Below are 23385 nucleotides of genomic sequence, written 5' to 3'. Positions count from 1 at the left end.
CTTGCCCCCGATGACGGAGTGTCAGTTGATAGATAGAGTGGCTGACACACCGCTATCGGGGGCAAGCCCCCTCCCACATTTTTGACCGCGTTCAGCCAGACAGGTTACGCGTAGCTCTCGATAGACGGGCACGCACACACCAGGTTGCGATCGCCAAACACGTTGTCGACCCGGCCCACCGGCGGCCAGTACTTGCCTTCGATCAGCGAAGCAACCGGGTAGACCGCCTGTTCGCGACTGTAAGGGTGGCTCCATTCGCCCACCAGTTCCGCTGCGGTATGCGGGGCGTTCTTGAGCGGGTTGTCGTCCTTGTCCAGGGTGCCGTTTTCCACGGCGCGAATCTCTTCGCGAATGGCGATCATGGCATCGCAGAAGCGGTCCAGTTCTTCCCTGGATTCACTTTCGGTCGGCTCGATCATCAAGGTGCCTGCCACCGGGAACGACATGGTCGGCGCATGGAAGCCGAAGTCGATCAGGCGCTTGGCCACGTCGTCTACGCTGATGCCGCTGCTGTCCTTGAGCGGGCGCAGATCGAGGATGCACTCGTGCGCGACCAGGCCGTTGCTGCCGGTGTACAGCACCGGGTAATGCTCTTCCAGGCGACGGGAGATGTAGTTGGCATTCAGGATTGCCAATTGCGAAGCGCGCTTGAGGCCCGCGCCGCCCATCATGCTGATGTACATCCAGGTGATCGGCAAAATGCTGGCGCTGCCGAACGGTGCGGCGCAGACCGCGCCTTCCTTGCGCTCCATGGCCGCGTGGCCTGGCAGGAATGGCGTGAGGTGCGACTTGACGCCAATCGGGCCAACGCCCGGGCCGCCACCGCCGTGGGGGATGCAGAAGGTTTTGTGCAGGTTCAGGTGGGAGACATCGCCGCCGAACTTGCCCGGTGCGCACAGGCCCACCATCGCGTTCATGTTGGCGCCGTCGATGTACACCTGGCCGCCGTTGTCGTGGATGATCGCGCAGATGTCGCGGATGCCTTCCTCGAACACACCGTGGGTGGACGGGTAGGTGATCATCAGCGCGGCGAGGTGCTCGCGGTGCTCGATGGCCTTGGCGCGCAGGTCCTCGATGTCGACGTTGCCACGTGCGTCGCAGGCGGTGACCACCACGCGCATACCGGCCATGTTGGCGGTCGCGGGGTTGGTGCCGTGGGCCGACGACGGGATCAGGCAGATGTCGCGACGCGCTTCGCCACGGCTCTGGTGGTAGGCGCGGATCGCCAGGAGGCCGGCGTATTCACCTTGGGAACCGGCGTTCGGTTGCAGGGAAATGGCGTCGTAACCGGTGGCCGCGCAGAGCATGGCCTCCAGTTCGGTGGTCAGTTGCTGATAGCCGGCGCTTTGTGCGGCCGGGGCGAACGGGTGCAGGGCACCGAATTCGGCCCAGGTCACCGGGATCATTTCGCTGGCGGCGTTGAGCTTCATGGTGCATGAACCCAGCGGGATCATGGTGCGGTCCAGCGCCAGGTCCTTGTCGGCCAGTTTGCGCAGGTAGCGCATCAGCTCGGTTTCCGAATGATAACGGTTGAACACCGGGTGGCTGAGGATCGGCGACTGGCGCAACAGGGCGGTCGGCAGGGTACTTTCGGTCGCGGCGAAGGCGGGCAGGGCCTTGCCGTCGGCGAAGATGTTCCACAGGGCTTCGATATCGGCCTGGGTGGTGGTCTCGTCGACCGACAGGCCGACACGTTCGGCGTCCACTACGCGCAGGTTGATGCGCTGGGCACGGGCCTTGTCGTGCAGGGCGGCGGTGTTGGCACCGGTGTTGAGGGTGATCGTGTCGAAGAAGTTTTCCTGCTCGACTTTCAGGCCCAGGGCGGTCAGGCCCTTGGCCAGGATCGCGGTCAACTGGTGCACGCGCTGGGCGATGCGGGTCAGGCCTTCAGGGCCGTGGTAAACGGCGTACATGCTGGCGATGTTGGCCAGCAGCACCTGGGCGGTGCAGATGTTGCTGGTGGCTTTCTCGCGGCGGATATGTTGCTCGCGGGTCTGCATGGCGAGGCGCAGGGCCGGCTTGCCGAAACGGTCCACCGACACCCCGACCAGACGGCCCGGCATGTCGCGCTTGAACGCATCCCTGGTAGAGAAGTACGCCGCATGCGGGCCGCCAAAGCCCAGCGGCACACCGAAGCGCTGCGCACTGCCGATGGCCACGTCGGCGCCGAATTCGCCCGGCGGGGTCAGCAGGGTCAGGGCCAGCAGGTCGGCGGCCACGGCAACCAGCGCATGGGCAGCGTGGAAGCGTTCGGTCAGCTCGCGATAATCGAACACGTCACCGTTGCTCGCCGGGTATTGCAGCAGGGCGCCGAAAAATGCGCTGACGTCGCTCAGTTCGCGCTCATCGCCCACTACCACATCGATGCCCAGTGGCTCGGCGCGGGTGCGCAGGACGTCGAGGGTTTGCGGGTGGCTGTGTACCGAGGCGAAGAACGCGTTGCTGCCTTTGTTCTTGCTCAGGCGCTTGCAGAAGGTCATGGCTTCGGCGGCGGCGGTGGCTTCGTCGAGCAGGGAGGCGTTGGCGATCGGCAGGCCGGTGAGGTCGCTGATCAGGGTCTGGAAGTTCAGCAGCGCTTCCAGGCGACCCTGGGAAATCTCGGGCTGGTAAGGGGTGTAGGCGGTGTACCAGGCCGGGTTTTCCAGGAGGTTACGCAGGATCGGCGACGGCGTATGGCAGTTGTAGTAGCCCTGGCCGATATAGGTTTTGAACAATTGGTTGCGGCCGGCAATGGCCTTGATCCTGGCCAGGGCCTGGGCTTCGCTCAGGCCGTCTTCCAGGCCGAGCACGCTGGTGCCCTTGATGCTTTCCGGGATCACGCTGGCGCTCAGGGCTTCGAGGGAATCAAAACCCAGGCTGGCGAGCATGTGCTGCTCGTCTTCCTGGCGCGGGCCGATGTGGCGGGCGATGAATTCGTTGGCGGTGGTCAGATTAACGGTCATGGCGCGCTCCTCAGGCTTCAGCGTTGGCTTTGATCAGGCGGTCGTACGCATCCTGATCCAACAGCTTAGCCACTGCACTGGCATCGGTCGGTTTGAAACGGAAGAACCAGCCGTCGCCCATCGGGTCTTCGTTGACCAGTTCGGGGCTGCCATCGAGCTTGTCGTTGACTTCGAGAACTTCACCGTCCAACGGCATGTACACGCCGCTGGCGGCCTTGACCGACTCCACGGTGGACGCTTCAGCGCCCTTGTCGTAGGCCTGCAGCTCAGGCAGTTGCACGAAAACCACATCACCCAGCGCGTTCTGCGCAAAAGCGGTGATGCCCACGGTGACGCTGCCATCGGCTTCGGCGCGCAGCCATTCGTGATCTTCAGTGAAACGCAACTCGCTCATGGAAACTCCTCAGGGCCAGATTCGTCTGGTGGACGGGATTGGAATAATGGGGAGTTACTTAGCAATATCGCGGCCAATGTTATTAAAGTGTTACAAAACAATGGGTTATTGAAATTATCGAGCGGGCCAGGTCTTTCAGCTGTAGCGATTTCGCTACAGTTGAGCGTTGGAAAAAAAGGCTATGTGGATCAAAGCCTTGCATGGCGCGCAAAAAGCAGGGTTGTAGCGATATCGTTACACTGTAGCGCTTTCAGTACACAGGATGTCGTTCTCAGACCAAAACCTGGAAATGCATTTCAAATGTGGGAGGGGGCTTGCCCCCGATAGCGGTGGGTCAGTGAGGGATAAGTTGGCTGACACAGCGCAATCGGGGGCAAGCCCCCTCCCACATTGGTTTTGTATTTCACATTGAGCTAGAGCTTGTTGGGAATGCCGTACTTGCGCAGGCGATGGGCGATCGCGGTATGGGAGGTTTGCAGCCGGCTGGCCAGTTGGCGGGTCGAAGGGTAGCTGGTGTAGAGCTTTTCCAGCAGGTCGCGTTCGAAGTCTTCCACCGCTTGTTCCAGGCTGTCGATTTCGCCATCGCTCTGGCGGGCGACGGACGTGCCGGCGATGTCCAGGTCGCCGATGTCCACCAGGCTGCTCTCACAGATGGCGGCGGCGCGGAAGATCACGTTTTGCAACTGACGCACGTTGCCCGGCCAACGGTTGCTCAGCAGCGCCGGGTAAGTACCGGGCGCCAGGCGGCAGACGGGGCGCTGGATCTGCGCGCAGGCCTGCTGCATGAAGTAGCGCGCCAGCAACAGGATGTCCTGGCCACGCGCGCGCAACGGCGGTACTTCAACGTTGAGTACGTTGAGGCGGTAGAACAGGTCTTCGCGAAAGGTGCCTTCGCTGACCATCTTTTCCAGGTCGCGGTGGGTGGCGCTGAGGATGCGCACATTGACTTTCACTTCGCGGTCGCCGCCCACCCGGCGAAAGCTGCCGTCGTTGAGAAAACGCAGCAACTTGGCCTGCAGGTACGGCGACATTTCGCCGATCTCATCGAGGAACACCGTGCCCTGGTTGGCCAGTTCCATCAACCCCGGCTTGCCGCCGCGCTGGGCGCCGGTAAAAGCACCGGGGGCGTATCCGAACAATTCACTCTCGGCCAGATTCTCCGGCAGTGCGGCACAGTTCAGCGCCAGGAACGGTGCACTGTGACGGGCGCTGTTCGCATGACAAGCGCGTGCGACCAGCTCTTTGCCGGTGCCGGTTTCGCCCTGGATCAACAGCGGGGCGTCCAGCGCGGCCACTCGTTGCGCGCGCGCCTTCAAGGTGCGGATGACCGGGGACTCGCCCAACAGCGCGTCGAAACCTTCGGCATGGTCGTGGTGCAGCGCCGACAGTTGCTCGCCGATGCGGTTGGGCGGGTAGAGAGTGAGCAGGGCGCCGGCATCGGTGATCGGCGTGGCGTCCAGCAACAGGGTCTGGCCGTTGACGCTGATCTCGCGCAGCGGCAGGCGAAAGCCTTGTTCCAGCAAGGTGTCCAGCAGCCCAGGGTCGTTGAACAGCTGGGCGATGCTTTCCCCGGCCGGTTCGCGGCCGTACAGGGCGATCAACGCCGGGTTGGCCAACAGGATCGTGCCCGCGCTGTCCAGGGCCAGCACCGGGTCGGTCATGGCCGCCAGCAGCGCGTCGAGTTGCAAGTGGCGGCGCTGGCCGGGGAGGATGTCGACCACCGTCACCGCCTGTACACCGTGCACGCTGAACAGCGCATCGCGCAGTTCCTCGAGCACCTCGGCGCTCAAGGTCGGTGCGTCGATGTAGACGTTGGGCGGCACCATCTCCACCGCATCCAGGTTGAGATTGCGCCCACCCAGCAGGGCCAGGACTTCCTGGGTGATGCCGACGCGGTCGATGAAGCTGACGTGGATACGCATGGGGCGATTGGCAATTCTGGAGAGCAGAGGCGGCAAGTATGCCTTGGAGCGGGGCGCAGGTGAAATCTGACACCTGATGGAGATCAAATGTGGGAGGGGGCTTGCCCCCGATGCGGTGTGTCAGCTACAGATTCGTTGGCTGATCCACCGCCATCGGGGGCAAGCCCCTCCCACATTTTGCACAGTGTTGTGTCAGTGCAGTTGGGTTACTCCAGGTGTTCGGGCTTGACCGGATCGCCGGATTTCACATCCAGTTGATGGCGCACATCTTCGAACATCAAGTCGTACTGCTTGTGCATCGACCCGTTCAGCACGGCCATTTTCGGCATGCCGTATTTTTGCGCGATGTTCATCGCATGCCGGGCAAAGTCGAATGCCTGGTCCTTGGGCAGGAAGAATTCTTCCTTGAGGTCCTTGCCCTGCACCGAACCGTGCAGCTTGAACAACATGCCCTTGCCTTCCTTGGGGTCCTGGCTGACTTCATAGTCGATGCACAGGTTGTAGCTGTAGTCATGCTCGTTGAGTGCGTGACGTTCGACGTGCAAGTGTCCCGGTTCAAAGGTAGCCATAGGCAAATCTCCTCTACTTCACAGATACGTGATGCCAGGTGTCGCCGTGCTGATGCGCGTGCCGGCGTGGCCCTGGACGATGGCTTCGATGTCCGAGAGTGAACCGATCACTGCGGTTTTGCCAGTCTGGCGGGCGAACTCGCAGGCCGCTTGGACCTTGGGCCCCATGGAACCGGCGGCGAAGCCCAGTTGTTCCATGGCGTCCGGATGGGCCTGGCCGATGGCCTTCTGGGTGGGCTTGCCGAAGTCGACGAATGCCGCGTTGACGTCGGTGGCGATTACCAGCAGGTCGGCGTCCAACTGCGCGGCCAACAAGGATGAACACAGGTCTTTGTCGATCACCGCTTCAATGCCTTTGAGCTTGCCATCTTCGCCATACATCGTCGGGATACCGCCGCCGCCGGCGCAGATCACAATGGCCTTTTTCTCCAGCAGCCATTTGATCGGGCGGATTTCGAAGATGCGTTTCGGGCGTGGGCTGGCCACGACACGGCGGTATTTGTCGCCATCCGGGGCAATGACCCAGCCTTTTTCAGCGGCGAGCTTTTCCGCTTCGGCCTTGGCGTACACCGGGCCGATGGGTTTGGTGGGGGTCTGGAAGGCCGGGTCGTTGGCGTCCACCTCAACCTGGGTGAGCAGGGTGGCGAAAGGCACTTCGAAGTCCAGCAGGTTGCCCAGCTCCTGTTCGATGATGTAGCCGATCATGCCTTCGGTTTCGGCGCCCAGCACGTCCAGCGGATAAGGCGAAACGCTGGTGTAGGCCGCCGCCTGCAGCGACAGCAGGCCGACCTGCGGGCCGTTGCCGTGGGCGATCACCAGCTCGTTGCCGGCATGGATCTTGGCGATCTGTTCGGTGGCGATGCGGATATTGGCGCGTTGGTTGTCCGCGGTCATGGGTTCACCACGGCGCAAGAGGGCGTTGCCGCCCAGGGCTACGACGATGCGCATAAAGAATGTCCTTCTGAAATCCATCGTTGTGAACACAGGACACGTGTGGGAGGGGGCTTGCCCCCGATAGCAGTGTGTCAGTCGAAAAATCTGCCCGTGAGGCACCGCCATCGGGGGCAAGCCCCCTCCCACATGTTGACCCTATTCCTACAGTAGAAGCTGTGTAGAAATCAGATATCCGCCAACGCCGACACCAGGATCGCCTTGATGGTATGCATGCGGTTTTCCGCCTGTTCAAAGGCAATGTTGGCCGGCGATTCGAAGACTTCCTCGGTCACTTCCACGCCATTGGCCAAGTGCGGGTAGCGCGCGGCGATGTCCTTGCCGACCTTGGTTTCACTGTTGTGAAACGCCGGCAGGCAATGCATGAACTTCACCCGTGGGTTGCCCGAGGCCTTCATCATCTTGGCGTTGACCTGGTAAGGCAGCAGTTGCTCGATACGCTCGTCCCAGGCTTCCACCGGCTCACCCATGGACACCCAGATATCGGTGTGGATGAAGTCCACACCCTTGACCGCCTCGGCCGGGTCTTCGGTGATGGTGATGCGTGCGCCGCTTTCTTCAGCGAAGGCCTGGCACTGCTTGATGAAATCGTCGTGTGGCCACAGTGCTTTTGGCGCGCCGATGCGCACGTCCATGCCGAGTTTGGCGCCGATCATCAGCAGCGAGTTGCCCATGTTGTAGCGCGCGTCCCCAAGGTAGGCGTAGCTGATGTCATGCAGCGGCTTGTCGCTGTGTTCGCGCATGGTCAGGGTGTCGGCGATCATTTGCGTCGGGTGGAATTCGGCGGTGAGGCCGTTGAACACTGGCACGCCGGCGAACTTGGCCAGTTCTTCGACGATTTCCTGCGCAAAGCCACGGTACTCGATGGCATCGAACATGCGCCCGAGTACGCGGGCAGTGTCTTTCATGCTTTCCTTGTGGCCGATCTGCGACGACACCGGGTCGATATAGGTGACGTGGGCGCCCTGGTCGTGGGCCGCCACTTCGAACGCGCAGCGGGTGCGGGTCGAGGTTTTTTCAAAGATCAACGCGATGTTTTTGCCCTGCAGGTGCGGACGCTCGGTGCCGGTGTATTTGGCGCGCTTGAGGTCGCGGGACAGGTCCAGCAGGTAGTTCAGCTCGCGGGTGGTGTGGTGCATCAGCGACAGCAGGCTGCGGTTGCGCATATTGAAAGCCATGATGGATCTCCTTAATAGTCGATTGGGTCGCGGATGATCGGGCAGGTCATGCAGTGGCCGCCGCCACGGCCTCGGCCCAGTTCACCGGCGCTGATGGTGATGACTTCCACCCCGGCCTTGCGCAGCAGGGTGTTGGTGTAGGTGTTGCGGTCGTAGCCGATCACCACGCCCGGTTCCACGGCCACCACGTTGTTGCCGTCATCCCACTGCTCGCGTTCAGCGGCGAAGCTGTTGCCGCCGGTCTCGACGACACGCAGCGCCTTGAGGTTGAGGGCAGCGGCGACGGTATCGAGGAAGTTGGTGGTCTCCCGTTGGATATCGATACCGTGGGGCTTGCTCTCGTCAGGGCGCAGGGTGAAGGGCACGATCTGGTTGACCACTTCGGGGAAGACGGTGACCAGGTCGCGGTCACAGAAGCTGAACACGGTGTCCAGGTGCATGGCCGCGCGGGATTTGGGCAGGCCGGCGACGATCACGCGTTCCACTGCCTTGTTCTTGAACAGATTGCGCGCCAGTTGGCCGATGGCCTGATGGGAGGAACGTTCGCCCATGCCGATCAACACCACGCCGTTGCCGATCGGCATCACGTCACCGCCTTCCAGCGTGGCGGCGCCGTGGTCCTGGTCGGGGTCGCCGTACCAGATCTGGAAGTCAGCCTGGGTGAATTCGGGGTGGAATTTATAGATGGCGCTGGTCAGCAGGGTTTCCTGGCGTCGCGCCGGCCAGTACATCGGGTTGAGCGTCACGCCGCCGTAGATCCAGCAGGTGGTGTCGCGGGTGAACTGGGTATTGGGCAGCGGCGGCAGAATGAAACTGGCGTGGCCGAGGAAGTCGCGGAACATCTCGATGGTCCTGCCGCCGAAGCTGCTCGGCAAGTCATCGGCCGACACGCCACCGATCAGGAACTCGGTGATCTTGCGTGGCTCCAGGCTGCGCAGCCAGGAACCGACTTCTTCGACCAGGCCCAGGCCAACCGTATTGGCGGTGATCTTGCGTTCAAGGATCCAGTCCAGAGCCTCAGGGATGGCGACGATGTCGGTCAGCAGGTTGTGCATTTCCAGCACATCAATGTCCCGCTCGCGCATCTTGGTGACGAAATCGAAATGGTCGCGCTTGGCCTGGGCCACCCAGAGCACGTCATCGAACAGCAGCTCGTCGCAGTTGTTGGGGGTCAGCCGCTGGTGGGCCAAGCCTGGGGAGCACACCATGACTTTGCGCAGTTTGCCGGCTTCGGAATGTACGCCGTACTTAACTTTTTCCGTGGTCATTACAGATCCTCCAGTGAACCTACAGTTACAGAGTCAGGAAGCCGTCGTAGAGCCCATAAGCCGCCACCAGGGCGCCAATGACCACTGCGGCGAAAATCAGCTTCTCGACGTGGGTGAATATCGGTTTGCCCAGTTCATGCTTGGCCTTGGCGAACAGGATCGCGCCGGGGGCGTAGAGCAGGGCGGAAAGCAGCAGGTATTTGGTGCCGCCGGCGTAGAGCAGCCAGATCGCATAGATCAGGGCGATGGCGCCGATGAACAGGTCTTTCTTGCGTTCCTTAAGAGCGTTTTCATAAGTCTCGCCGCGCACCGCCAGCAACAGCGCATAAGCTGCCGACCACAGGTAAGGCACCAGGATCATCGAGGTGGCGAGGTAGATCAGCGACAGGTAAGTGCTGGCGGAAAACAGCGTGATGACCAGGAACAGCTGGACCATCGCGTTGGTCAGCCACAGGGCGTTGACCGGCACGTGGTTGGCGTTTTCGCGGCGCAGAAACGCCGGCATGGTGTGGTCCTTGGCGGCGGCGAACATGATCTCCGCGCACAGCAGCACCCACGACAGCAACGCGCCCAGCAGCGAAATGATCAAGCCGACGCTGATCAGCACCGCGCCCCAGTGGCCCACCACATGCTCCAGCACGGCGGCCATCGATGGGTTCTGCAGCTTGGCCAGTTCCGGCTGGGTCATGATGCCCAGGGACAGCACGTTCACCAGCATCAGGAACAGCAGCACGGTGATAAAACCGATCACGGTGGCCTTGCCGACGTCGCTGCGTTTCTCCGCACGGGACGAGAAGATGCTCGCGCCCTCGATACCGATGAACACCCACACGGTGACCAGCATCATGTTGCGCACCTGGTTCATCACGCTGCCCAGGTCCGGATTTTTCATGCCCCAGATGTCAGCGGTGAAGATGTCCAGTTTGAACGCGAACAGTGCGATCAACACGAACAGCACCAACGGCACCACTTTGGCGACGGTGGTCACCAGGTTGATGAACGCCGCTTCCTTGATCCCGCGCAGCACCAGGAAATGCACGGCCCACAGCAACACCGACGCGCCAATCACGGCCGCCGGGGTGTTGCCTTCGCCAAAGATCGGGAAAAAGTAACCGAGGGTGCTGAACAGCAGTACGAAATACCCGACGTTGCCCAGCCAGGCACTGATCCAGTAACCCCAGGCGGACGAGAACCCCATGTAGTCGCCGAACCCGGCCTTGGCGTAGGCGTAGACACCGCCGTCCAGGTTTGGCTTGCGGTTGGCGAGGGTCTGGAACACGAATGCGAGGGTCAACATGCCGATGGCGGTAATTACCCAGCCAATCAACACCGCGCCTACGTCGGCACTGGCGGCCATATTTTGCGGCAATGAGAAGATCCCACCGCCAATCATCGAGCCGACGACGAGGGCAACCAGCGCACCAAGCCTAAGTTTTGCGGGTGAATCAGACATTGCGTGACTCCAATGCAGGAGAGAGAGATCACAGAATAATTCCGTGCGCTAATCAAACAACTGACTCAGATCACTTCATTGGCACATTCCATTGTGAATTAATGACTTAGGATGGAAGTACGTGGGATGATGAAAATCCCGAAGAGACGCGTTGCACAGCGGTTCTTACAGCCTGATTAATTATTTGGTGGGACGTGGATGTATGACGCTAGTTTGCATTGGCCAATGTGCAAACTTTTTTATTAAAGTTTGACGCTCGATTTATCATGCACTTATTTAAATTCTAAATAAGCCTAAATGTCCTGTCTTTACATGCCCTTATGTTATGAAGATCTACACGATTAAAGTGAATTAGATGAGCGCGTGGATGTCAGCTGAAAAATTGACTTCGAGGAATCTTCATGCCCCACCCCGCACAGAAACTTCGGCTCAGTGCCCTGATCGCCCTGGTGGTGGGTTCGATGATCGGCGGTGGGATCTTTTCCTTGCCACAGAACATGGCCGCGCGCGCGGGCGTGGGCGCGGTGCTGATCGGCTGGGCGATCACGGCGGTCGGTATGCTGACCCTGGCCTTCGTGTTCCAGACCCTGGCCAACCGCAAGCCGGAACTCGATTCCGGCGTGTATGCCTACGCCAAGGCGGGGTTTGGCGACTACATGGGGTTCTCGTCCGCCTGGGGTTACTGGATCAGTGCGTGGATGGGCAACGTCGGTTACTTCGTCTTGCTGTTCAGCACCCTCGGCTACTTTTTTCCGGTGTTCGGCCAGGGTAATACGCCGCTGGCCATCGGCTGTGCATCCGTGTTGCTGTGGGCCGTGCACTTCCTGGTGCTGCGCGGGATCAAGGAGGCGGCGTTCATCAACCAGATCACCACGGTGGCGAAAATTGTGCCGCTGCTGATGTTTATCGTGATTGCCGCGGTGGCGTTCAAGGCCGACATCTTCAGCCGCGATATCTGGGGCCTGGGCAACCCACAGATGGGCAGTGTGACGGAGCAGGTGCGCCACATGATGCTGGTCACGGTGTTTGTGTTCATCGGTATTGAAGGCGCCAGCGTCTACTCGGCACGGGCCGAGAAACGCGCGGACGTGGGCCGGGCCACCGTAATTGGGTTTCTCGGCGTGCTGGCGCTATTGATGCTGGTGAATGTGCTGTCCCTGGGGATCATGAGCCAGCCGGAACTGGCGCAATTGCAAAACCCCTCTCTGGCCGGGGTGCTGGAACATATCGTCGGGCCCTGGGGAGCGATATTGATCAGCATCGGCCTGGCGGTTTCGCTGCTCGGGGCGCTGTTGTCATGGGCGTTGCTGTGTGCGGAAATCCTTTACGCCACCGCCCAGGACAAGACCATGCCGGCGTTCCTGAAGAAGGAAAACGCCAACCAGGTGCCGGTCAACGCGCTGTGGCTGACCAATGTGATGATCCAGGCATTCCTGGTGATTACGCTGTTTTCAGCCAGTACCTACACCACCCTGATCTACCTGGCATCGTCGATGATTCTGGTGCCGTACCTGTGGTCGGCGGCCTATGCGGTGCTGTTGAGCGGGCGTGGGGAAACCTATGAGGGCGCCCGGCATCGACGCATGAAGGACTTGCTGGTGGGCCTGATTGCCCTGGCTTACGCCGTATGGCTTTTGTATGCCGGCGGCCTGAAATACCTGCTGCTGTCGGCGCTGTTGTATGCCCCGGGTGTGATTCTGTTCGCCCAGGCCAAGCGCGAGCAGGGCCAGGCCTTGTTTACCCCGGTGGAGAAAGGCATTTTCGGGTGTGTAATGGCGGGCGCCGCAGTGGCGGCCTATGGGCTGTACAGTGGGGTGTTGTCCTTGTGAGCGGTCGGGGGATTGATAGTGGCTGTACTGGCCTCATCGGGGGCAAGCCCCCTCCCACATTTGATTTGTGAACCCAGTCAAAAGTGGGAGGGGGGCTTGCCCCCGATAGCGGTTTTGAGGTCACCACTGAGGCCGATGCGACCCCAATTCCCCAGCCGGCACCTCCCATTGCAACGGCGTACCGCTGATCGTCAGCGGCGCCAGCAATCGATGCGCCTGGCCCCAGGCGGTCTGTTCCACCACCAGACCTTGATCACCCGCTTCTTCGGCCCGCAACGCCGGTTGCTCCGGCACCTGCCCCGCATCCACCAGTAACTTCGCCGTGCGCGCCAGCGACAACCGCGCCGAACCACAACGCCCGGACTTCAAGCGTTCGCCCAACGCCCGGATCGCGCTCGCTGCCATCAAATACCCGGTCGCGTGGTCCAGCGCCTGCACCGGCAGGGGCAACGGTTTGTCCGCCTGCTTCCAAGTCATGCCGGCTTCGGCAATCCCGCTGCTCATCTGCACCAGGCTGTCAAACCCGCGCCGATTGCGCCATGGGCCGCTCCAGCCATAGGCGTTGAGGCTGACGTCGATCAGGCCCGGCGCGATGCGTTGCAGGTCGTCGCCCGCGTAGCCCAGTTGCTCTAACGCATCGGCGCGGTAACCGTGGAACAGAATGTCGGCGTCCCCGAGTAACGCTTCGAAGACCTGCCGGCCTTCGACGCTTTTCAGGTCAAGCCGCGCGCAGCGCTTGCCCAGGGTCATTTCCGGCACCACGCCGGGCTCGTCCCAGGTGGGCGAGTCGATGCGCAATACGTCCGCGCCCAGACCCGCGAGAAAACGACTGGCGACCGGGCCGGCCAGGACGCGGGTCAAATCCAGCACCTTGATACCGGCCAGCGGTCGGGCCATGGTGCCGAGCCAGGGTTTGTTGCCGACGGTGGCGAAGGCCTGCCGCTGTATCAGGGGCTCGGCATTCACCGCCATGCCTTGGGCGTGGCCCTGCCAGGCTTGCCACGTACGCATCTGCGCCGCGCAACCGCCCGCGTCGACCACCGCCTGTTCCAGTTCGGCGGCGTTCCACTTGGCGACGTTACGCGCCATTTGCGCGTGTTCAGTCACGTTGCCCAGCACCCGCTCAGCGGCGGCGCGGTGATGAGGGGCGTTGGTGTGCAAGCGAATCCAGCCGTCGGCGCTGGCGTAGTCACCGGCTACCGGGTCCCACAGCGGCGGCACTTGCCAACCCAGCGGGCGAATCGATGAGGAAAACCAGAACGAGGCGAGGCGACGGTCTACGCTGATGCTCGGCAAACGTGCGGTCTGTTGGCGGATAAGCTCGGCAACGGCCTGGCCGGCGGCGCCGATGCTGGCGGCGGCCAGGTCAGTCACGGCGAAGGCCGAGGGCAGGGCGCCGGGCTCGCTCAGGGTCAGCGGGGTGTGCGGTAGATCGAGTGCGGCTTGGATGGATGTCAGCAGGTCAGTCATCGAAGGCCCTCCTTAAAGAGAAGGGCCACTATAGAAGATCATCCGGCCGGTGTGACAACCCCAGGTGCCAATGGCAGTTCGATACTGGCGACAAAGCCGCCGCCTGGGTGATTGGCCAGGATCAGGTGGCCGCCATGGCGTTCGGCGGCGCGACGTGCAATCGCCAGGCCCAGGCCGTGGCCTTGCGCGGTCTGGCCGGGGGCGCGGTAGAACGGCTCGCCCAATTGGCTCAGGTGCTCGGTGTCGACACCGGGGCCGTGATCGCGCACGCTGATCAGGATCCGGTCGCCGTGCCGCTGCGCGTGCAACTCGATGGGTTGGCCGGCCGGGTTGAAGCGCTGGGCATTGCGCAGCAGGTTATCCACGGCGCGTTCGATCATGGTCGGCCAGCCCTTGAGGCGCAGGTCGGGTTCAGTCGTCAGTTGCACCTCTTGCTCCGGCGCGCCGAGCTGGGCGTCCTTTTGTAGCGTCTTGAGCAGCGGGTTGAGGTCGATCTCTTCGGCGCTGGCGTTGTCGGCATCTACCCGGGCCAGTACCAGAATTTCACTGATCAGGGCTTCCAGGCGGTCGCATTCGCGTGTCAGGCGCGGCCAGAGTTTTTCCCGTTCTTCGGGGCTGGCGCGCTCGGCCAGGGCCAGGGCGATACGCAAGCGGGCCAGGGGCGAGCGCAGTTCGTGGGAGACGTCGCGCAACAGTTGGCGCTGGCTGCCGATCAGGCTTTGCAGGCGGGCGCCCATGCGGTTGAAGTCGGTGGCCAGTACGCCAAATTCATCGCGGCGATTGGCCAATTGCGCCAGGCTGTTCTGCTGGTATGTGGCTTGGCCCAGGTCGTGCACCGCGCCGCGCAGTCGGCTGAGCGGTCGGGTGATGGACAGGGTCACCAACAGGCTGAACAGCGTCAGCACCACCAGGGCAATGGCCAGGGCGCTGAACGGCCATAACAGGCTGCTGCGGTGCCAGGCATCCAGCTCCGGATGAGGAATGCGATAGATCAGCAGGTAGGTGTCGCCGGTTTTTTCGCTGGTGTATTCGGCGGTCAGGCGCCGCCAGGGCAGATGGCCGTCCTGGCTGTCATTCTGCCGGGCTTCGAAGGCGGCGGCACGGCGCGGGAAGGTGCCGCGTACCACCGGCTCGCCGCCCTCGTTGAGCACTTGCACGTCAATGTGGTACTGGCGCTTGCGCTGCTGCAGCAACTCCTGCGCAGCCTCTTCGCCCTGGGCTTCGTAGAGTTGCGTCCACTCTTGCGCCAGATTGTTGAGGCCGGGATGGCGGCTGAGAATCCAGGCGTCCTGGTTCAGCATATGCCCAAGCAGGATCGACAACCCGGCAACCAGGGCGATGGCCAACCAGAAACTCGCCAGGATGCGCCAGAACAATGAACGCACGGGAAACCCTCAAACAGGAAAAGCCCAGTGGCGGGGGGCCACTGGGCTGGGAGCATTAACGCTAGGGCATTATTGCGCTTTTTGCGGCTGTTGCGCTTTCCAGGCCTGGAATTCCTTCCATTCGGCACGACGCTGCTCTTGTTGCTTGACGATCTCGTCGAACTGCTTCTGCTGATCGGGCTTGAGGATGGCGCGGATACCGGCCTGGGTTTTCTGCTTGCCGGCGGCGATTTCGTCCTGCATGGCTTTCTGGTCAGCGGCCGGCAGTTTGTCCAGGTACTTCTGGGTCAGCTCTTTGCGAGCGTGCCATTGGTCACCCATCAGCTTGCGGATCTGCTCGCGTTGTTCCTTGCTCAAATCCAGCTGGCTGAACGGGCCGCCTTTACCACGCGGACCGTGTTCACCGTGACCCGGGCCACCCATCATGTGGCCTTCCGGGCCGCCCATCGGGCCGGGGCCTTCCGGCATGGCGGCCATGGCGACGGTAGGCAGTGCAGCGGCGAACATCAAAGCGATAAGGGTCTTGCGCATGGTGATTCTCCTGTCTCTGTTCCGGTGAGTCCGGATGTGAGTAGGTTACCCAGAGCAAGGTCAGCCGCCGTCAGCGGAGCGTAAAGGTTTGGTAAGGGGCAAACTGCAAGCTGCAAGCTGCAAGCTACAAGCTGCAAGCTGTAAGGGGCAAGCTGCAAGCTACAAGCTACAAGTGAACAGCTCTTACTTGCAGCTTGTAGCTTGCAGCTTATAGCTGCCCCCTAAAAACTATAATAGTAACCACGACTACGCAGCGCCACGATCCGTGGCCGGCCGTCCGGGTGCGGGCCGATCTTCTTGCGCAGGTTGCTCACGTGCATGTCCAGGCTGCGATCGTAGAGGGTCAACTTGCGGCCCAGGGCGATCTGCGCCAGTTCCTGTTTATCCAGGGGTTCGCCGGGTTGGCGCAGCAAGGCTTCGAGCAGGCGGCTTTCGGAGACCGTCAGGGTAAATTCCTGTTCGTCGATGCTGACCACCCCGCGCACCGGGCTGAAGCACAGGTCGCCCAACTCCAGTTGGGACGACACGGCAGCCGGATGACTGCGGCGCAGCACGGCGCGCAAGCGCGCGGTGAGTTCGCGCGGGTCGCAGGGCTTGGCCAGGTAATCGTCGGCGCCCAGTTCCAGGCCGAGGATGCGGTCCAGGGGTTCGCCGCGGGCCGAGAGCATCAGCACCGGCAACTCCGGGTGGTCGTTGCGCAATTGCTTGAGCAACTCCAGGCCACTGCCGTCGGGCAGCATCACGTCGAGCACCACCGCTGCTGGAGCGGCTTCGGCCAAGGCCTTGCGGGCGCTGGAGCCGTCATGGCAGGCGCGCACCTGGAAACCTTCCTGGCTCAGCCAACTGGTCAGCAGCTCACAGAGCTCCTGGTCATCATCTATCAGTAACAGCTCGCTCATGACTCACTCAATTTAGCCATTGTCGACGACGACGGTGCCCACCGCTGGCAAAGATACCGCACAGCAAGGCGATCAGTGCGACGCCCGCGCCGATGACAAACCATTGCTGCTGCTCGGTCAGCCATCGAGTCAAGGCACCGGCCTGTGTTTCTTTGAGTTGCTGGACCAGGCGTTGGTTCTCCTGGCGCAAACGACTCAGTTGCGCGCTTTCCGGGTTCGATTGCGCGCCTTGCAGTTGCTTGCTCAGCGCTTCGCGTAGCCCTTCGCTTTCTTTCAAGCGTTGCTGCAATTCGGTGATCTGGCTGCCGGCACTCAAGGACAGCGGCGTGGAGCTGCCACCATTCGAAAGTTCTTCAGCATGGGCCGTCGCCCCGATCATTAACATTGCCAACAGACACAACTGACGTAAGCGCATCGGAACTCCTGATTCCACACGAATATTCAGAACGTTGTCGGCAGGTTAGCGGGAATAATGAGCCATCAGGCTGGCGCCCAAGCGTTTTGGTTCGGCGCCACCGGGCTCAAGGCAGGACTTGCTTGAACGGCTTGATCACGACATCAGCGTAGACGCCCGCCGCCACATAAGGATCAGCCTTGGCCCACGCCTGGGCATCGGCCAGGGACGCGAACTCGGCAACGATCAGGCTGCCGGTGAAACCCGCGTCGCCCGGGTCGTTGCTGTCGACGGCCGGGTGCGGGCCAGCGAGTACGATGCGGCCTTCGGTTTGCAGCTGCTTGAGGCGTTCGACATGGGCCGGGCGCACGCTCAGGCGTTTTTCCAGCGAATTGGCAACATCGGTGGCAATGATGGCGTAGAGCATGTCAGTCCTCGGTTTTCGGCGTGGTGGCAGTGTCATGCAGGTGGCGCGACAGGTAGATACCCTGGCCGACCAGGAACAGCAGGGTCATGGCCAGGCTGCCGAATACCTTGAAGTCGACCCAGTAGTCTTGAAAGGTAAACGCCACGAACAGGTTGGCGGCACCGCAGAAGATGAAAAACACGATCCAGGCCACGTTCAAGCGTACCCAGATCGGCTCCGGCAAAGTCAGCGCGTGGCCCATGATCCGCTTGATCAGCAGGCGATCACCAATGAAGTGGCTGCCGATGAAGACCAGGGCGAACAGCCAGTTGACCACCGGGGCCTTCCACTTGAGGAAGGTTTCGCTGTGGAAGGCCAGGGTAAGGCCGCCGAACACCAGGCAGGCGATGAGGGTCAGCCACTGGCTTTTTTCCAGCTTGCGCTGGGAGATGAAGATGGCGCCGTACACCACGATGGAGCTGATGATCAGCACGGCGGTGGCGCTGTAGATGCCGCCGAACGACAGTTCGTGACCGACGATATCGATGACCCTGGGGTCGAGTTTGGTAACGATGAAAAACAGCAACAGCGGGATGAAGTCGATGAATTGTTTCACAGTAAGAGCCAGAAGCTGGATGTGGCGGCATAATAACAAACATCCTTGGTTGCGATAGCGCCAGCTGACTTGAGGTTACACACTCCCGTGAATGTTGATTTGCACTGCCACAGCACGGCCTCCGACGGCGCCCTGGCGCCTGCGGTACTGGTTGCGCGTGCGTTTGAAAAAGGCGTGCGAGTCCTGTCGCTGACCGACCACGACACCCTCGAAGGCCTCGATGAGGCCCGCGCGGCGGCTAACGCATTGGGTATGCAACTGGTCAACGGCGTGGAATTGTCCTGCACCTGGGGCGGCGCCACCATTCATGTGCTCGGCTACGGTTTCGAGCAAAACGCCCCGGCCCTGGTGGCGGCCATCGCCCAATTGCACGATGGCCGCTGGCTGCGGTCCGAAGAAATAAGCCGCAAGCTCAGCCTCAAAGGCATGCCTGGCGCCCTGGACGGCGCCCGCGCCATCCAGCAGGAGCTGGGCGACAGCGGCAATGCACCGGCCCGTCCGCACTTTGCCGACTGGATGGTGCGTGAAGGTTTCGTCAAGGACCGCGCCGAAGCTTTCCGTAAATGGTTGGGCGCGGGCAAGCTGGGTGATGTGAAGCAACACTGGCCAACCCTGGAAGACACCGTCGGCACCCTGCGGGCCTCCGGGGCCTGGGTCAGCCTGGCGCACCCCTGGCATTACGATTTCACCCGCAGCAAGCGCCGCAAGCTGATAGGCGACTATATTGGAGCGGGCGGCCACGCGATCGAAGTGGTCAACGGGCATCAACCTGCCGAGCAGGTCGGCAGCCTGGCGATCCTGGCCCGCGAATTTGGTCTGCTGGTCAGTGCCGGCAGTGATTTTCATGGCCCGGGCGGCTGGTCCGAGATCGGCGAGTATCGCCAGGTACCGGATGATCTGCCGCTGTTGTGGGGACGATTCAAGCATGACCCCATTATTGCCACCGTCTGAACAGGTAGAACACGTGAGTCAATTCTTCCAGATTCATCCGGAAAACCCCCAGGCGCGCCTGATCAAACAGGCCGTCGAGATCATTCGCGCCGGCGGCGTGGTGATCTATCCAACAGATTCGTCCTACGCCATCGGTTGCCAGATCGGCGACAAAGGCGCGGTCGAGCGGGTCAGACGCCTGCGTGACCTGGACAAAAATCATAACTTTGCGCTGATCTGCAGCGACTTGTCGCAGCTGGGGCTGTTCGCCAAGGTCGACACGGGCACCTTCCGCTTGCTCAAGGCGCACACCCCAGGGCCGTATACCTTCATTCTCAACGCCACCCGCGAAGTGCCGCGTCTGTTGCTGCACCCGAAGAAGCGCACCATCGGCCTGCGCGTGCCGGAACACCCGATTGCCCTGGCGCTGCTGGCCGAGCTGGGTGAGCCGCTGATGAGCGTGTCGTTGATCATGCCGGGCGATACCGAACCGCTGGAAGACCCGTACGAAATGCGCCAGTTGCTGGAGAAGCAAGTCGATCTGATCATCGACGGCGGCTTCGGCGGCGGCAAGGCGTCCACCGTGATCAACCTGGCCGACGGCGAACCTGAAGTGATCCGTGTGGGATGCGGCGACCCTACGCCGTTTATGGTCGAGGCCTGAATGTCGGTCGTGGAAACCGTCGATCCCCAGGCGGGCGCCCAGCAGGAACTGCCATTTGCCATGGTGTATGGCCAGGCGGTCATGGAAATGCCGCTGGACCTGTACATCCCGCCCGACGCCCTGGAAGTCTTCCTTGAGGCCTTCGAAGGCCCGCTGGACTTGCTGCTGTACCTGATTCGCAAACAGAACATCAACATCCTCGATATTCCCGTGGCGGAAATCACCCGGCAGTACATGGGCTATGTCGAACTGATGCAGTCGGTGCGCCTGGAACTGGCCGCCGAGTACCTGGTGATGGCCGCGATGCTCGCCGAGATCAAGTCGCGCATGTTGCTGCCGCGCTCGGAGACGGTCGAGGCTGAAGAAGATGACCCGCGCGCCGAACTGATCCGCCGCTTGCAGGAATACGAACGCTTCAAGGCAGCTGCCGAAGGTATCGACGGTTTGAGTCGTGTCGGCCGCGATGTGGTGGTGCCCAAGCTGGACGCGCCCGAAGCGCGCGCGCGCAAGCTGCTGCCTGACGTCAGCCTGGAGGAGCTGCTGATGTCCATGGCCGAGGTGCTGCGCCGTGGCGACATGTTCGAAAGCCACCAGGTCAGTCGCGAAGCCCTGTCCACCCGCGAGCGTATGAGCGATGTGCTGGAGCGCCTCAAGGGCGGCGGGTTTGTGCCGTTTGTCGAGCTGTTCACCGCAGAAGAAGGGCGCCTGGGTGTGGTGGTGACCTTCATGGCGATCCTGGAGCTGGTCAAGGAGTCCTTGGTCGAACTGGTCCAGAATGAGCCGTTTGCGGCTATCCATGTGCGGGCGCGAGCCGAATAACGAGCTGAATCGATGAATCTGACTGAACCCCGCGAACTGGCGCCCTTGCTGGAAGCTTTCCTCCTGGCCTCGGGCAAGCCGCAATCCCTGGAGCGCCTGTTCGAACTCTTTGAAGAGGCCGAACGCCCCGAACCGCCTGTGTTCAAGAAGGCGCTGGAGATCCTGCGCAAGTCCTGCGACGGTCGCGCCTTTGAGTTGCGTGAAGTGGCGTCGGGTTATCGCCTGCAGATCCGCGAGAAATTTTCCCCGTGGGTGGGACGCTTGTGGGAGGAACGCCCGCAGCGTTATTCGCGGGCGATGCTGGAGACCATGGCGTTGATTGCCTATCGCCAGCCGATCACCCGGGGCGAGATCGAAGATGTGCGTGGTGTGGCGGTCAACAGTCATATCGTCAAGACGCTGCTGGAACGCGAGTGGATCCGCATCGTCGGCTACCGTGACGTGCCCGGCAAACCGGCGATGTTCGCCACCACCAAAGTGTTCCTCGACCACTTCAACCTGAAAAACCTCGACGACCTGCCGCCGTTGGCCGAGCTGCGCGAGATGGAAGCCGAGCCGGTGCTGGATTTCGACGATGCGCCGGTGCCGCAGAGCCTGCAGGAACTGGCCGATGCCAGTGCCGAGCCGGAGGAACCCAAGGACGAAACCAGTTTCCATACCTTGTTGCTGGAACTGGATGACATGGAGCAGGGGATCAAGACCGACTTTGATGATTTGCTGCGTGATGGCGTGTCGCAGCCGCAAACCCAGGTGAACGTTGAGCCCGAGCCCGACGTCGAAGAAGACGTGCTGGGCGTGGCCGATGCCCGCGAAAAACTGCTGGCCGCCGTCGCCGCCCTCGAACAGCCACCGCTGAGCGATGAAGAAGATGAAGCCCGGGCGTTGGCCGAGGCGATCGAAAACGAACGCCGCCAACTCGAAGACTGACACCGTCCAATATGTGAAGGGGCTTGCCCCCGATAGCAGTGTGTCAGTCAGCACAACCATCACTGATACACCGCAATCGGGGGCAAGCCCCCTCCCACATTTTGATCGCCGTTGTCCGAGAGCAAATATGACTTCGACCAAAGACCCCTGCATCAGCATCTGCAAGTTCAGCGACGACATCTGTGTCGGCTGCGGGCGCAGCAAGCGCGAAATCCGCGCCTGGAAGAAGCTCGACAAAGTCGATAAGCGCACGGTGCTGGCCGAAGCCGAACTGCGCTTGCTGGCCCTCGGCGCCACCGGTCGGCGGAAAAGCAAATGACTTGGGTGTTATCGACTACTCTCTGATGCGCAACACGCGCCATGCGCGTATGATTCGCGACCCTTTGCCGACCTATTCGGTCAAAGCCCCGCTTTCAACACTCTTCAGGCCACGCCTGAATCGACCCACCGGGAGGTGCTTAAGATGAACGACAAAGACCAGAACGACAGCCAGGAAATCGGCCCAGCAGGCGAAAAACTGCAAAAGGTGCTGGCGCGTATCGGCGTGGGTTCGCGCCGCGACGTCGAAGCCTGGATCACCCAGAAGCGCATCAAGGTCAACGGCGTCGAGGCCACCCTCGGCCAGCGCGTCGACCTGCACGATGCAATCACCATCGATGGCAAGGTCATCAAGCGCGAAGAGGCCGCTGAATCGGTCCGCCGCGTGATCATGTACAACAAGCCCGACGGCGAGATCTGCACCCGTGACGACCCGGAAGGCCGTCCGACCGTGTTCGACAAGATGCCCAAGCCGAAAGAAGGCCGCTGGATCAACATCGGTCGTCTGGACATCAATACCACCGGCTTGCTGATGTTCACCACCGACGGTGAGCTGGCCAACCGCCTGATGCACCCCTCCTACGAGATGGACCGCGAATACGCCGTGCGTGTGCGTGGCGAAGTCGATGACGAGATGATCGAGCGCTTGAAAGCCGGTGTGGTCCTTGAAGACGGCCCGGCCAAGTTCACCGACATCAAGCAGGCGCCGGGTGGTGAAGGCTTCAACCACTGGTACCACTGCGTGGTGATGGAAGGCCGTAACCGTGAAGTCCGTCGCCTGTGGGAGTCCCAGGGCCTGGTGGTCAGCCGCCTGAAGCGTGTGCGTTTCGGCCCGGTGTTCCTCAACTCCGACTTGCCGATGGGTCGCTGGCGCGAAATGAGCCAGTACGAAGTCGACATCCTCAGCGCCGAAGTCGGCCTGACGCCGGTCGCGATGCCGCAGATGAACGCCAAGAGCAAAGACAAGCTTGAGCGTATGCAGCGTAAATCGTCGCGTCCCGTGCCGCGTACCGAGCGCGTTGCCCGCACCCTGCGCCCGGCGTTGAATGCACCGGCCACCGGCGGCCGTATCTCCCGTGAGCCGCAGATCGAAGGTGAGCGCCGTCCCACCTCGCCATCGCGCCAGGAAGGCGAGCGTGCTCCACGCGCACCGCGTCCGGCCCCGTCGGGTGGTCGCAGCAACCGTGGTGAAGCGGATCGTCCGGCCGACAACGCCAGCACCAAGCGTCCGGCCAAGCCTTCGGCGAACAAGCGCCCTGGCCCGAAACTGGTAGCTGACGAGCCGTCGGGCAAGCGCCGTGGCGCCCCGGCCGGCTCCGGTCAGCGTCCGGGTTTTGGTCGCAAGAAGCCGCAGTGATGCCGTAGCCGCTGCATAAAAAAGCCAACCCCAGGGTTGGCTTTTTTTTCTCTGAATTTGAAATGCAATCAACTGTGGGAGGGGGCTTGCCCCCGATTGCAGTGTGTCAGCCTCAGTATCTGTCACTGATTCACCGCTATCGGGGGCAAGCCCCCTCCCACAG

The 23385-nt window shown here is 61.8% G+C and carries 22 protein-coding genes; 7 read left to right on the top strand and 15 right to left on the bottom strand.

Annotation, left to right across the window (positions count from 1 at the left end):
• Positions 1 to 104: 104 nt before the first annotated feature.
• From gcvP to arcD (PspCFBP13528_RS19455), 8 genes are all read right to left on the bottom strand, one after another.
• Positions 105 to 2942 carry an aminomethyl-transferring glycine dehydrogenase gene (gcvP, locus tag PspCFBP13528_RS19490; protein WP_137201276.1) on the bottom strand — a complete coding sequence of 946 codons (2838 nt, stop codon included), beginning with the start codon at positions 2940 to 2942 and terminating at the stop codon, positions 105 to 107.
• A 10-nt stretch (positions 2943 to 2952) separates the two neighbouring features.
• The gene (gene gcvH / locus PspCFBP13528_RS19485; RefSeq protein ID WP_065949356.1) at positions 2953 to 3336 is read right to left on the bottom strand and encodes a glycine cleavage system protein GcvH; all 384 of its coding nucleotides are present in this window, start codon (positions 3334 to 3336) and stop codon (positions 2953 to 2955) included.
• Between the two features lie 413 nt (positions 3337 to 3749).
• The gene (locus tag PspCFBP13528_RS19480) at positions 3750 to 5258 is read right to left on the bottom strand and encodes a sigma-54-dependent transcriptional regulator (RefSeq protein ID WP_065949357.1); all 1509 of its coding nucleotides are present in this window, start codon (positions 5256 to 5258) and stop codon (positions 3750 to 3752) included.
• A 206-nt stretch (positions 5259 to 5464) separates the two neighbouring features.
• Positions 5465 to 5827 (bottom strand): DUF5064 family protein, encoded by a 363-nt coding sequence (locus tag PspCFBP13528_RS19475; protein ID WP_065895065.1) that lies wholly within the window; start codon positions 5825 to 5827, stop codon positions 5465 to 5467.
• An 18-nt stretch (positions 5828 to 5845) separates the two neighbouring features.
• Positions 5846 to 6775 (bottom strand): carbamate kinase, encoded by a 930-nt coding sequence (gene arcC, locus PspCFBP13528_RS19470; protein WP_137201275.1) that lies wholly within the window; start codon positions 6773 to 6775, stop codon positions 5846 to 5848.
• 170 nt (positions 6776 to 6945) lie between these two features.
• Positions 6946 to 7956 (bottom strand): ornithine carbamoyltransferase, encoded by a 1011-nt coding sequence (locus PspCFBP13528_RS19465; protein ID WP_124359596.1) that lies wholly within the window; start codon positions 7954 to 7956, stop codon positions 6946 to 6948.
• Positions 7957 to 7967: 11 nt separating this feature from the next.
• Positions 7968 to 9224 carry an arginine deiminase gene (gene arcA / locus PspCFBP13528_RS19460; RefSeq protein WP_101219949.1) on the bottom strand — a complete coding sequence of 419 codons (1257 nt, stop codon included), beginning with the start codon at positions 9222 to 9224 and terminating at the stop codon, positions 7968 to 7970.
• 25 nt (positions 9225 to 9249) lie between these two features.
• On the bottom strand, positions 9250 to 10677 hold the full coding sequence (gene arcD / locus PspCFBP13528_RS19455) for an arginine-ornithine antiporter (protein WP_065949361.1): 1428 nt from the start codon (positions 10675 to 10677) through the stop codon (positions 9250 to 9252).
• 401 nt (positions 10678 to 11078) lie between these two features.
• Between arcD (PspCFBP13528_RS19455) and arcD (PspCFBP13528_RS19450) the strand changes: the two genes are divergently transcribed.
• Positions 11079 to 12506, top strand: a complete 1428-nt coding sequence (gene arcD / locus PspCFBP13528_RS19450) for an arginine-ornithine antiporter (protein WP_137201274.1) — start codon at positions 11079 to 11081, stop codon at positions 12504 to 12506.
• 120 nt (positions 12507 to 12626) lie between these two features.
• Here the strand turns inward: arcD (PspCFBP13528_RS19450) and PspCFBP13528_RS19445 are convergent, their stop codons facing one another.
• The 7 genes from PspCFBP13528_RS19445 to PspCFBP13528_RS19415 form a co-directional block, all read right to left on the bottom strand.
• On the bottom strand, positions 12627 to 13976 hold the full coding sequence (locus PspCFBP13528_RS19445; RefSeq protein ID WP_137201273.1) for a CoA transferase: 1350 nt from the start codon (positions 13974 to 13976) through the stop codon (positions 12627 to 12629).
• A 38-nt stretch (positions 13977 to 14014) separates the two neighbouring features.
• Positions 14015 to 15361, bottom strand: coding sequence for a HAMP domain-containing sensor histidine kinase (locus PspCFBP13528_RS19440; protein ID WP_137201272.1), 1347 nt, complete (start codon positions 15359 to 15361; stop codon positions 14015 to 14017).
• 69 nt (positions 15362 to 15430) lie between these two features.
• A complete protein-coding gene (locus PspCFBP13528_RS19435) occupies positions 15431 to 15892 on the bottom strand; it encodes an LTXXQ domain protein (RefSeq protein WP_065949365.1) in 462 nt (153 codons plus the stop codon).
• Positions 15893 to 16113: 221 nt separating this feature from the next.
• Positions 16114 to 16791 carry a response regulator transcription factor gene (locus PspCFBP13528_RS19430; protein ID WP_065949366.1) on the bottom strand — a complete coding sequence of 226 codons (678 nt, stop codon included), beginning with the start codon at positions 16789 to 16791 and terminating at the stop codon, positions 16114 to 16116.
• A 7-nt stretch (positions 16792 to 16798) separates the two neighbouring features.
• Positions 16799 to 17206, bottom strand: coding sequence for a translation initiation factor 2 (locus PspCFBP13528_RS19425; protein ID WP_065949367.1), 408 nt, complete (start codon positions 17204 to 17206; stop codon positions 16799 to 16801).
• Between the two features lie 106 nt (positions 17207 to 17312).
• A complete protein-coding gene (locus tag PspCFBP13528_RS19420; protein WP_065887633.1) occupies positions 17313 to 17612 on the bottom strand; it encodes a YciI family protein in 300 nt (99 codons plus the stop codon).
• A gap of 1 nt (position 17613) precedes the next feature.
• Entirely contained in the window at positions 17614 to 18207 is a 594-nt protein-coding gene (locus PspCFBP13528_RS19415) for a septation protein A (RefSeq protein WP_137201271.1), read from the bottom strand.
• Positions 18208 to 18294: 87 nt separating this feature from the next.
• Here PspCFBP13528_RS19415 and PspCFBP13528_RS19410 point away from each other — a divergent pair, with 87 nt between their 5' ends.
• The 6 genes from PspCFBP13528_RS19410 to rluB all read left to right on the top strand — a co-directional run bounded on the left by PspCFBP13528_RS19410 (position 18295) and on the right by rluB (position 23222).
• Positions 18295 to 19158 (top strand): PHP domain-containing protein, encoded by an 864-nt coding sequence (locus PspCFBP13528_RS19410; protein WP_065949369.1) that lies wholly within the window; start codon positions 18295 to 18297, stop codon positions 19156 to 19158.
• A gap of 13 nt (positions 19159 to 19171) precedes the next feature.
• Positions 19172 to 19801, top strand: a complete 630-nt coding sequence (locus PspCFBP13528_RS19405; protein WP_065949370.1) for an L-threonylcarbamoyladenylate synthase — start codon at positions 19172 to 19174, stop codon at positions 19799 to 19801.
• Between the two features lie 120 nt (positions 19802 to 19921).
• Positions 19922 to 20620, top strand: a complete 699-nt coding sequence (locus tag PspCFBP13528_RS19400) for a ScpA family protein (RefSeq protein ID WP_164365898.1) — start codon at positions 19922 to 19924, stop codon at positions 20618 to 20620.
• Positions 20621 to 20632: 12 nt separating this feature from the next.
• Entirely contained in the window at positions 20633 to 21547 is a 915-nt protein-coding gene (scpB, locus tag PspCFBP13528_RS19395) for an SMC-Scp complex subunit ScpB (RefSeq protein ID WP_065949371.1), read from the top strand.
• 127 nt (positions 21548 to 21674) lie between these two features.
• Positions 21675 to 21866 (top strand): DUF1289 domain-containing protein, encoded by a 192-nt coding sequence (locus tag PspCFBP13528_RS19390; RefSeq protein ID WP_065887639.1) that lies wholly within the window; start codon positions 21675 to 21677, stop codon positions 21864 to 21866.
• A gap of 144 nt (positions 21867 to 22010) precedes the next feature.
• Positions 22011 to 23222 carry a 23S rRNA pseudouridine(2605) synthase RluB gene (gene rluB, locus PspCFBP13528_RS19385; protein WP_065949372.1) on the top strand — a complete coding sequence of 404 codons (1212 nt, stop codon included), beginning with the start codon at positions 22011 to 22013 and terminating at the stop codon, positions 23220 to 23222.
• Positions 23223 to 23385: the final 163 nt, after the last annotated feature.

Origin of the sequence: Pseudomonas sp. CFBP13528, from assembly GCF_005233615.1 — a bacterium.
Lineage (GTDB): Bacteria > Pseudomonadota > Gammaproteobacteria > Pseudomonadales > Pseudomonadaceae > Aquipseudomonas > Aquipseudomonas fluorescens_AM.
This window is presented reverse-complemented; position numbering and strand designations above follow the sequence as displayed.